Annotated in this window: 1 protein-coding gene; it reads right to left on the reverse strand. The window is 72.4% G+C overall.

The genetic code is table 11. From position 1 onward, the window contains the following. Nucleotides 1-606, reverse strand: a 606-nt coding sequence (locus tag ACSC1Q_RS43045) for an acyltransferase domain-containing protein (protein WP_436764521.1), incomplete at both ends; no start/stop codon positions are given.

Consider the following 606-nt stretch of genomic DNA (forward strand, 5'->3'; position numbering starts at 1 on the left):
GCGCTCACCAGGCCCGCGATCTCCTCCACCGCGACCTCGCTACCGGAGATCACCACGGCCTGCGGGCCGTTGACGGCGGCGACGCTCACGTCCTGGCGGCCCTCCAGCAGCGGGAGCACGTCCGCCTCGGGGGCGGCGATGGCCAGCATCGCCCCACCCTCCGGAAGCCCCTGCATCAACCGGGCGCGGGCGGAGACCAGCGTGCAGGCGTCGGGCAACGAGAGCACCCCGGCCACGTGGGCGGCGGCGATCTCCCCGACCGAGTGACCCACCAGAACATCCGGAGTGACACCCAGCGAGGTGAGCAGCCGGTAGAGAGCGACCTCGAAGGCGAACAGGGCCGGTTGGGTCACCCCCGTCTCGGCCAGCACCTCCTCCGGACCGGAGAACATCACCTCACGCACCGACCCCGGCAGCAACGCGCAGATCTCCTCCAGCGCGTCCGCGAACACCGGGAAGGCGGCGGCCAGCTCACGGCCCATCCCCACCCGCTGGCTCCCCTGACCGGCGAACAACATCGCCAGCCTGCCGCCAGCTGCGGCACCAGACGTCTCCGTACCCTCGGCCAGGGCACGCAGGCCCGCCACCAGCTCAGCCCGATCCGCA

It is taken from the genome of Streptosporangium heterodermiicola, assembly GCF_051390675.1.
Lineage (GTDB): Bacteria > Actinomycetota > Actinomycetes > Streptosporangiales > Streptosporangiaceae > Streptosporangium.